General features: G+C 48.4%; 9 protein-coding genes. 4 read left to right on the top strand and 5 right to left on the bottom strand.

Annotation, left to right across the window (positions count from 1 at the left end; all coding sequences use genetic code 11):
• From WBV75_RS01285 to WBV75_RS01270, 4 genes are all read left to right on the top strand, one after another.
• On the top strand, positions 1-840 hold an 840-nt coding region (locus WBV75_RS01285), incomplete at its 5' end, for an AAA family ATPase (RefSeq protein WP_424118855.1).
• A 273-nt stretch (positions 841-1,113) separates the two neighbouring features.
• Positions 1,114-3,390, top strand: coding sequence for an aconitate hydratase (locus tag WBV75_RS01280; RefSeq protein WP_424118854.1), 2,277 nt, complete (start codon positions 1,114-1,116; stop codon positions 3,388-3,390).
• Positions 3,391-3,450: 60 nt separating this feature from the next.
• Positions 3,451-4,017 (top strand): TlpA family protein disulfide reductase, encoded by a 567-nt coding sequence (locus WBV75_RS01275; protein WP_424118853.1) that lies wholly within the window; start codon positions 3,451-3,453, stop codon positions 4,015-4,017.
• A gap of 8 nt (positions 4,018-4,025) precedes the next feature.
• Positions 4,026-4,760 carry a DUF3291 domain-containing protein gene (locus WBV75_RS01270; protein WP_424118852.1) on the top strand — a complete coding sequence of 245 codons (735 nt, stop codon included), beginning with the start codon at positions 4,026-4,028 and terminating at the stop codon, positions 4,758-4,760.
• Here the strand turns inward: WBV75_RS01270 and WBV75_RS01265 are convergent.
• The 5 genes from WBV75_RS01265 to WBV75_RS01245 all read right to left on the bottom strand — a co-directional run.
• A complete protein-coding gene (locus tag WBV75_RS01265; protein ID WP_424118851.1) occupies positions 4,735-5,385 on the bottom strand; it encodes a carotenoid biosynthesis protein in 651 nt (216 codons plus the stop codon). The genes WBV75_RS01270 and WBV75_RS01265 overlap by 26 nt on opposite strands.
• Complete coding sequence (gene crtD, locus WBV75_RS01260) at positions 5,382-6,848, bottom strand: 1-hydroxycarotenoid 3,4-desaturase CrtD (RefSeq protein ID WP_424118850.1); 1,467 nt, start codon at positions 6,846-6,848, stop codon at positions 5,382-5,384. The genes WBV75_RS01265 and crtD overlap by 4 nt, the downstream gene beginning before the upstream one ends.
• A gap of 6 nt (positions 6,849-6,854) precedes the next feature.
• A complete protein-coding gene (locus WBV75_RS01255) occupies positions 6,855-7,304 on the bottom strand; it encodes a beta-carotene hydroxylase (protein WP_424118849.1) in 450 nt (149 codons plus the stop codon).
• A 3-nt stretch (positions 7,305-7,307) separates the two neighbouring features.
• Positions 7,308-8,147 (bottom strand): phytoene/squalene synthase family protein, encoded by an 840-nt coding sequence (locus WBV75_RS01250; protein WP_424118848.1) that lies wholly within the window; start codon positions 8,145-8,147, stop codon positions 7,308-7,310.
• 2 nt (positions 8,148-8,149) lie between these two features.
• On the bottom strand, positions 8,150-9,149 hold a 1,000-nt coding region (locus tag WBV75_RS01245; protein WP_424118847.1), incomplete at its 5' end, for a phytoene desaturase family protein.

The following is a 9,149-nucleotide window of genomic DNA, read 5'->3' as shown; positions in this document are numbered from 1 at the left end:
ATCTACACCGGGGGACATTCTTTGTTGATCGGCGTTCCGGGCCTGGCCAAGACACTCATGGTCAATACCATAGCGCAAACCCTCGGCCTCGACTTCAAGAGAATACAGTTTACCCCCGATTTAATGCCCAGCGATATCCTGGGGAGTGAAGTGCTCAACCAGGATCGAAAATTTGTCTTTGTGAAGGGCCCCGTTTTTGCCAATATTATCCTGGCGGACGAAATAAACCGGACCCCCCCGAAAACACAGGCCGCCCTCCTGGAAGCCATGCAGGAGCGTGCGGTGACTATTACCGGCAAGCAATATAAACTGGAGGAGCCTTATTTTGTGCTGGCAACCCAGAATCCGATAGAGCAGGAGGGCACATATCCTTTGCCGGAAGCACAATTGGATCGCTTTATGTTTGCCATTCAATTGGAATACCCGAGTTTGGAAGAGGAAATACAGGTGGTGAAGAATACCACTGATGATCGGGAAACGGAAATAGTCACTTTGTTTACAGCAGAGGAGATACTTCAGATCCAACATCTGGTTCGAAGGATTCCCGTTCCTGACAATGTGGTGCGATACGCTGTGGAGCTCGCTCAGAAGACCCGTCCGGGTCAGGCAGGGGCTTCAGAACTCGTCAACCAGTATCTGGACTGGGGGGCAGGGCCGAGAGCTTCTCAGAACCTCGTGCTGGCCGCTAAGGCACATGCAGCTGTTGACGGTCGTTTTTCTCCTGATATTGCCGATGTGAAAGCTGTGGCCCCCGGCATCCTCCGGCACCGTATCCTCCGGAATTACAAAGCCGAGGCCGAAGGTATTTCCGATGAGGTGATTATAGATAAGCTCCTCTGATTCGTTTGAACCCGTACTTTTAGTGCTCCGTGCTCCGTGCTCCGTGCTTCAGCGGGAAGTCCCCGCCCGGGGTTTATGATTGGAGTCCTTAAAAATGCACTATTCCCCTTGGGGAGTTTATAATCGCGCTGCCTTCTCTGTATGAAATCATCGAAGTTAAACCTTCCGAAATGTGATTTTGTCAAATCAGCTGAATCGCCTTCTCAATAGTTTTAAATACCCTTTCATTTTAGTACTTTTGATAGCGTTAGAAACACAGAAATCCTGAAGACTATGGCATACGATATCGATATGATCAAGGCGGTTTACTCCCAATTCCCTTCCCGTGTGGATAAGGCGCGCGAATTGATGGGGAAACCCTTAACCCTTTCTGAGAAAATCCTGTACACCCACCTGTGGGAGGGTATGCCGGAACGCATCTTCGAGAGGGGGACAGATTATGTGGATTTCGCCCCGGACCGTGTAGCCTGCCAGGATGCGACGGCACAGATGGCACTGCTGCAGTTTATGCATGCCGGGAAACCTAAAGTAGCTGTTCCCACTACCGTGCACTGCGATCACCTCATTCAGGCGAAGGTAGGGGCAGAGGCCGATTTAAAACGGGCCAATCAAACCAGCAATGAAGTTTTTGATTTTTTAGAATCGGTATCGAATAAATACGGTATCGGTTTTTGGAAACCGGGTGCCGGAATTATACATCAGGTTGTTTTGGAAAACTATGCCTTTCCCGGGGGGATGATGATCGGGACAGATTCGCATACGGTAAACGCCGGAGGCCTCGGAATGGTAGCTATCGGGGTCGGTGGCGCAGATGCGGTGGATGTGATGGCGGGGATGGCCTGGGAATTGAAATTCCCTAAACTCATCGGGGTGAAACTAACGGGTAAACTAAGTGGGTGGACAGCCCCTAAAGACGTTATCCTCAAGGTAGCTGATATCCTCACTGTAAAGGGGGGCACCGGGGCCATCATTGAGTATTTTGGAGAAGGGGCCGTTTCTATGTCTTGCACAGGGAAAGGAACTATTTGTAACATGGGAGCTGAAGTAGGGGCTACGACCTCTACCTTTGGATATGACGATTCCATGGATCGTTACCTGCGGGCTACCGGACGTGCCGATGTGGCGGATGCTGCTAACGAGGTAGCGCCATACCTGACGGCTGACCCCGAAGTCTACGCAAACCCGGAGGCTTATTTTGATCAGGTTATTGAGATCGATCTGAGCACTTTGGAGCCCCATCTCAACGGACCCTTTACTCCGGACCTGTCGACCCCGATTTCAAAAATGTCCGAGGCGGCCCGCGAAAACGACTGGCCTTTGCGCGTTGAGGTTGGGCTGATCGGTTCCTGCACCAATTCCTCGTACGAAGATATTTCCAGGGCGGCTTCCCTGGCGAAACAAGTAGCCGATAAAAAACTAAAAACCAAAGCGGATTTCACTATTACCCCAGGGTCCGAGCAGGTCAGGTACACCATTGAACGGGATGGATTTATAGACACCTTCAACAATATTGGAGCCACGGTATTTGCCAACGCCTGCGGTCCGTGCATCGGGATGTGGGATCGCTATGGGGACAAGGCTGCCAATGGCCCCCGAAATACAATTGTTCATTCCTTTAACCGGAATTTTGCGAAGCGTGCAGACGGGAACCCGAATACCCTCGCATTTGTAGGCTCCCCGGAGCTGGTAACCGCCATAGCGATTGCCGGTAGACTTGATTTTAATCCCCTTACCGATACCCTCATCAATGAAGATGGAGAGGAAGTGCGACTAGAGGAACCGAGAGGTTATGAGTTGCCGCCTGAAGGCTTTGCTGTCGAGGATGCCGGATTTATACCGCCTAAGGAAGACGGAAGCAGTGTTCAGGTGGTTGTAGCCCCGGATTCTGAACGACTCCAGCTCCTCGAACCTTTTGAACCTATCAAACCGGATGATCTGCAAGGGATGAAATTATTGATTAAGGCCTTTGGGAAATGTACCACGGATCACATTTCAATGGCGGGTCCCTGGCTACGGTACCGGGGCCATCTGGACAATATTGCCAACAATACGCTCATCGGGGCTGTGAATGCCTTTAACCAGAAAACGAATTTCGTCAAAAATCAATTGACCGGAGAATACGGCGGGGTTCCGGATACGCAACGGGAGTATAAGGCTGCTGGTATTATGACCCTGGTTGTGGGAGACCACAACTACGGGGAAGGCTCTTCCAGGGAACATGCGGCTATGCAACCGCGTCATCTCGGCGTCGCAGCGGTACTGGTGAAATCTTTCGCGCGAATCCATGAGACGAACCTGAAGAAACAAGGCATGTTGGCCCTTACTTTTGCCAATGAGGCCGATTATGACCTCATTCAGGAGGATGACACTTTTAATTTTGTGGATATTGAATCCTTTGCATCGGGCAAACCGCTAACTATTGAGGTGGTTCACAAAGATGGCAGTACTGACACCATTATGGCCAACCATACGTATAACAAGGCCCAGATATTATGGTTCCATGAAGGTTCTGCCCTGAACCTGATTAAAAAGCAAAGCGCAAAAGGTTAAGTTGCGCTGAGAAGAAAACCCTGCGGTATGCAGGGTTTTTTTATATCTCATAATCCTGGAATGAAAGTCAAAAAAAAGACACTCCTCAATATCTTGCTGATGCTGTTCGTGGTGTCGTTTTTTGTGACGCCCCTGGGGGAGTATTCCAAGATTGCCCTTATGCAGCTTTTCTCGTTCAGTCCTGATATTGTCAGGACATCGGATCGACAAAAACTCCCTTTTTACAACTGGACCCTAAAAGACTCCAAAGGTGATTTTTTCAATTTCGAGCGCTCCAGGGGAAAGATTGTGCTAATTGATTTTTGGGCATCCTGGCGATTGCCCAGTCTGCCGGAGTTGAAGGCCTTACAGGAACTTTACGAGGATTATGGGGATCGGGTTGATTTCTATATTATTACTAATGAAGAGCGACCCCCGGCTGAAGCATTTATAGAGGACCATGGTTTCACCTTTCCCGTCACTTATCAATTTCTGCAAAGCGAGAGTCCGCTCCCGGATACCGAACCACCCCGATCATACCTGATAGACCGGCAGGGTTATATGGTTGTAGATCAAGAAGGAATGGCCGACTGGAATACGACAAAGGTGCGGGAATTGCTGGATAGGCTCCTGGAGAACCCTCAGTAACTATAACTATGTCACAGATTACTACCCTTGCACTGTTTCGTTATGGAAATTGGAGGCGGAAGGTATGGGCCCTTTCGCAAATGGGGCTTGCTACAGGCAGGTTGAAAGGAACCGAGGGCATGCGATTTCTAAAATTGCTGGGTACCGGTGCTGAAGGATTTTCGACCAGGCCCGACTGGGGGGTTTACGGGGTTTTACAGGTATGGGATACGGAAGCTTCAGCAGTCGCTTTTTTCAAAAACCACCCTCAATTCCAAAGGTATTTGTACAATTCAGAGGAATCCCTTACCATCTATATGCGTCCGGTCAAATCCAAAGGTAAATGGAACGGGATCAATCCGTTTGAGCCTGCCGTAGCGCCGGAACCCGGGAATAGTGCGCTGGCTGTAATTACCCGGGCTACAATCCGTAAAAAATATCTTCGCACCTTCTGGAAAAATGTCCCTGACTCCCAGCGCCCCCTCAAGGGTATTCGGGGCCTGATATATACCAAGGGGATTGGGGAAACCCCTTTTGTAGATATGGCGACCTTCAGCCTTTGGTCAGACGAAGATGCCATGAAGGCCTATGCCTACGGGACAAAAGCGCATTCGGAAGTCATTCGCAAAACCCGTGAACTGGGGTGGTATAAGGAGGAACTTTTTGCCCGATTCCAGCCCTATAAGATAATTGGAGACTGGAAGGACATACCAGATCTCAGGGCCTTTCGGGAGTCTCTCAAAAGAAGAGGTACAGGCTCATAAAAAACACAAACTGGGCACTGAGAATGTGTAGCGAGAACTTGCGATTACCCTGAATATCGAGTTTTTCATATCCCCAGAGAAAAACAATAGCCAGGACGAACCAGCAGATATAATTCCAAAGGGTGGGTACCCCCCCCTGAAACGTCCAGAAATCCAGCAGGGGAGCCAGGCCCTCCATAAAAAAATCCAGGATTACCAAGAGCAGTGCTCCGAAAAGGATACGGGCCCGGGGCGGTAATGGAAGGTTCCTGCTGACACATCCACTGCAAAAACTGAGTAGGGCCCAGTTTACGCCAATCAGGTAGGGAATACCATCGAGTTTCGGACCCAGGTTTTCACCATAGTGGTATGAACCAAAAAGCCATCCTGTATGTACCCCTATCCATTCAGCAGAAACGCCAGTGATACAGATAAAGACAAAAAGGAATATTTTTCGACCCGTATTCAGGGGAAAAATCCAGATGAACAAAAGGGCCATCAGTAACAGGTTCAAAGGTGTTTTGGGCACAAACCACGCCCCCTGACCGGATAAAATCCCAATGAGTCCGCTGATGTGCAAAAGCCATATCAGGAAGATGCCAATGTCCAGTTTCCGGGATTCCAATATATTTTTGAGGTTGCTCATGGGGCAGGCACTGAATTGCTGACAATTTTTGCCGAAAGCAGGGAGAGTGGAATCCCACCTCCCGGATGCACCGATCCACCGGCAAAATAGAGATCTTTAATCCGGCGGCTGAAATTCGGATGCCTCAGAAAGGCGGCAAACCGGTTATTGCTGGCCGCACCGTATAAAGCCCCTCTGTAGGAACTCGTGCGCTTAGCGATACCGCCGGGGGTCAATACTTCTTCCACGGCTATGTAGTCCTCCAACTCAACAGAGAGCATGCGACTCAGTTTGCGCAGGATGGCTTTGCGCGCCTGTTTTACCAGGGCATCCCAATCCTGCCCGTAATCGCCGGGGGCATTGATCATGACAAACCAGTTTTCGCCCCCTGAAGGGGCATCTTCAGGACTCTCTTTTGCGGTAATATTAATGTAGACCGTCGGGTCTTCTGAGAGTGATTTTTCTTCAAATATTTTTCTGAATTCCCCCGGATAATCTGCGCTAAAAAATATGTTATGAAGATCCAGGTCAGGGAATACCCTATTCATACCCCAGTAAAAGATAAGTGCCGAACTCGAGCGTTCCTGAGAGAGCGTGCGTTCGGGAGCTTTGTGATCCGGAAGCATTTTGCGGTAGGTAGGATAAATGTCCATATTGGATACCACTATATCGGCCTGGATGTCCTGCTCCCCAACCCGAATACCCGTGGCTTCTCCCTTATGGGTAAGGATACGGGATACGGGAGTATTGAAAGAAAAAGAAACACCCCGGGAGCATGCGAGTTCATAAAGGCTGATAGGGATACGATGCATACCACCCTTTGGGTAATAAGTGCCCATGCCCATCTCCAAATGCGGGATCATAGACATTATACCTGGTGTTTTATAGGGGTTTGAGCCATTGTATGTAGCGTAACGATTAAAAAGCTGCACCAGTTTTGGATTTGAAAAAGAGGCGCGATTCAACCCATCCAGATTGGTAAAGATACCCAGCCCACCGGCTGAGAGCAAGGCCTTCAAGGTTTGTCCGGATCGATAAGTTTGAAACTTGTGCAGGGATTTTTCCAGGAACAGGGGAGCTGTAAGCTCGTATTTTCTTTGATTTTTCTCCAAATAACGCCGAATTCGTTTTTGAGATTCTCCAAAAGTCTGTGCGGCCTTCTCAATAAAACGAGTAGTATCTGCAGGTGCAAAAAAACGCGTACCATCTTCCCAGAAATAATGACAGAGCACTGTTTTACGGATATAGGGTAAATGGTGTTCGGAATCCACTCCGCATAATTCGAATAATTCATCCACCAGATGTGGGAGGGTAAAGAGGGAAGGACCGAGATCAAAGCGATATCCGTCGTAATTTTCTGCATGCATTTTTCCGCCGGGGTAGGGGTTCGCTTCAAAAACCGAAACCTCGTATCCTTTTTCACGTAGCCGGATAGATGACGCAAGGCCCGCAATGCCAGCACCTACAATACAAGCACGCGCCATTGATTTTTATTTCTTGAAGTATTTAAAAGGGACGAAGAGCATTCCAAAACACTCACCGTCTTCTTTTCCTAGGTGTTTGTGGTGGATTTTGTGAGCGCGCCGTATGCCCCGGGCATACCAGTTATTCGCATTCCGGAAAAGCTTAAACCGCTGGTGGATGAAGATATCGTGAACCATAAAGTATGCAATTCCATAGGCCAGGATACCGAAACCAAGCGGGTATCCCTGCCAGAAAGAGGTATTTGCCGCGGTCATCAGCAAAGACATACTGACCACCGCATAAAAAATAAAAAAGGCGTCATTTCTTTCAAACCAGGAGTCGTGGTCCTTGTGGTGGTGATCTTTGTGAAGGGTCCACAGGAAACCGTGCATGATGTATTTATGGGTGAACCACGCCATAAACTCCATAAAACAGAAGGTTCCGATAAACAGTGCGATCCAGTACAGTACTTGCATAGCTTATACCAAATTTAAGCGATATCTTACATATGAGCGGGCCAGGAGACCAACTTTTTGATAATTCGGTACCCGAACTCTTGAATTTTTTATTTCAAGAGAGGGTAATTTCCGTAGTTTATTCAGCAATTTGGAGTAATACCGATAGGCCATATACACCCCGAATTTAGACTCCCCGGGAAGTTTGAGGATCCCCATATAACCCTTGGCAAAATCGGCTTCAATCTCAGCGACAATCTGGGCTTTTGAAACTTCATCCAGTTCCAGGAGGTTGGTATTGGGAAAATAAGTGCGCTCCAGACCGTCGAAATCGGCTTTCAGATCCCGGAGGAAATTTACTTTTTGAAAAGCGGACCCCAGGGCCATAGCCGATTCCTTGAGTTCCTCATACCGCTCCTGATCCCCATTTACAAAAACGCAGAGGCACATAAGCCCAACGACATCCGCGGACCCGTATATGTACTCGCGGTATTCCGCCTCGGTCTTGTACTCCTTTTTGTGCAGGTCCATCCGCATGCTCTTCATAAAGGAAGCCACCAGGTGATGCGGGATGGTGTATTTGTGATAGGTGTGCTGGAAGGCATTGAGAATGGGATTGAGGCTTATCCCGTGTTCCAGAGAATATTCCAGATCCTCTTCAAAATCGTCCAGCAATTTTTCTTTGTCGTATTCATGGAACGAATCGACGATTTCATCGGCGAACCTGACAAAGCCATAAATATTATAGATATCCTGGCGGATACTGTCCGACAACATCTTAGTCGCCAGGGAAAATGACGTGCTATAGCGGTTGGTAACCAGTTGGCTACAGGAATAAGAGACCGAATCAAACAGGGCTTTCATACTCAGGCAGCGTTTAGTTGCGCGATTAGCTCAGAGACCAATTTACCAGATATCAGGGAGGGGGGAACACCCGGCCCGGGAACGGTTAATTGCCCAGTGAAAAATAGGTTTTTAACTTTTTTACTTTCCAAACCCGGCCTTAGAAAGGCGGTTTGCAATAAAGTGTTGGCCATGCCATAGGCATTTCCTTTGAAGGAATTATAGCGATTTACAAAATCGTTCACACAAAAATCCTGCTTAAATATAATATTATTTCGGACGCTTTGCCCAGTTCTTTTCTCAAGTCGGTCGAGCAACACCTCAAAATAAGCATCCCGTTGGGCCTGTGAGTCTGCAATTCCCGGGGCAAGTGGCATCAGGAAAAAGCCTGCTTCCTTCCCCTCAGGAGCCATCCCAGGATCTGTGACCGATGGAAAATTCGCGTAAAAAAGAGGGTCTTTTGGCCAAACAGGAACATCGTAAATCGCACGGGCGTGACGATCGAAATCCGTATCAAAAAAGAGGTTGTGATGCCGAACGCCTTCAATTTTTTTATCAAAACCAACATAAAATAATAAGGAAGAAGGGGCGAAGGTTCGGGAATTCCAATAATTCTCGGTGTATTGCCGGTCCGAATTCGGAAGGAGCGTCTCGGTATGGTGGTAATCTGCGCCGCTGAGTACTATATCCGCCAGAATGGCTTCTCCATTTACCTTTATACCTTTGGCGGCACCATTTGAAAGTAATATTTCTTCAACAGCAGCCCCGGTCCTGAATGATACCCCAAGGGACTCTGACAGTTGTGTCATCGCTTTGACCACCTCGTACATACCGCCTTTGGGATGCCAGGTGCCCAGACCAAAATCGGCATAATTCATAAAACTGTAAAAGGACGGGGTCTTGGAGGGTTTGGCACCCAGAAATAAAACCGGAAACTCCAGGATAGAGATCAGTTTAGGATTTTTGAAGTCCTTGCGCACATCCTTACTAATGGTACTAAAAAACTGCCCGACACGCATAATG

Origin of the sequence: Robiginitalea sp. (assembly GCF_049588695.1) — a bacterium.
In the GTDB taxonomy this organism is placed as follows: domain Bacteria; phylum Bacteroidota; class Bacteroidia; order Flavobacteriales; family Flavobacteriaceae; genus Robiginitalea.
Note: the sequence above shows the minus strand (reverse complement) of the source record. Positions and strands in the feature narration are given on the sequence as shown.

Coding starts and splice junctions, on each gene's coding strand:
- WBV75_RS01280 (WP_424118854.1), top strand. CDS start 1,114: ATGGCATACGATATCGATATGATCAAGGCGGTTTACTCCCAATTCCCT.
- WBV75_RS01275 (WP_424118853.1), top strand. CDS start 3,451: ATGAAAGTCAAAAAAAAGACACTCCTCAATATCTTGCTGATGCTGTTC.
- WBV75_RS01270 (WP_424118852.1), top strand. CDS start 4,026: ATGTCACAGATTACTACCCTTGCACTGTTTCGTTATGGAAATTGGAGG.
- WBV75_RS01265 (WP_424118851.1), bottom strand. CDS start 5,385: ATGAGCAACCTCAAAAATATATTGGAATCCCGGAAACTGGACATTGGC.
- crtD (WP_424118850.1), bottom strand. CDS start 6,848: ATGGCGCGTGCTTGTATTGTAGGTGCTGGCATTGCGGGCCTTGCGTCA.
- WBV75_RS01255 (WP_424118849.1), bottom strand. CDS start 7,304: ATGCAAGTACTGTACTGGATCGCACTGTTTATCGGAACCTTCTGTTTT.
- WBV75_RS01250 (WP_424118848.1), bottom strand. CDS start 8,147: ATGAAAGCCCTGTTTGATTCGGTCTCTTATTCCTGTAGCCAACTGGTT.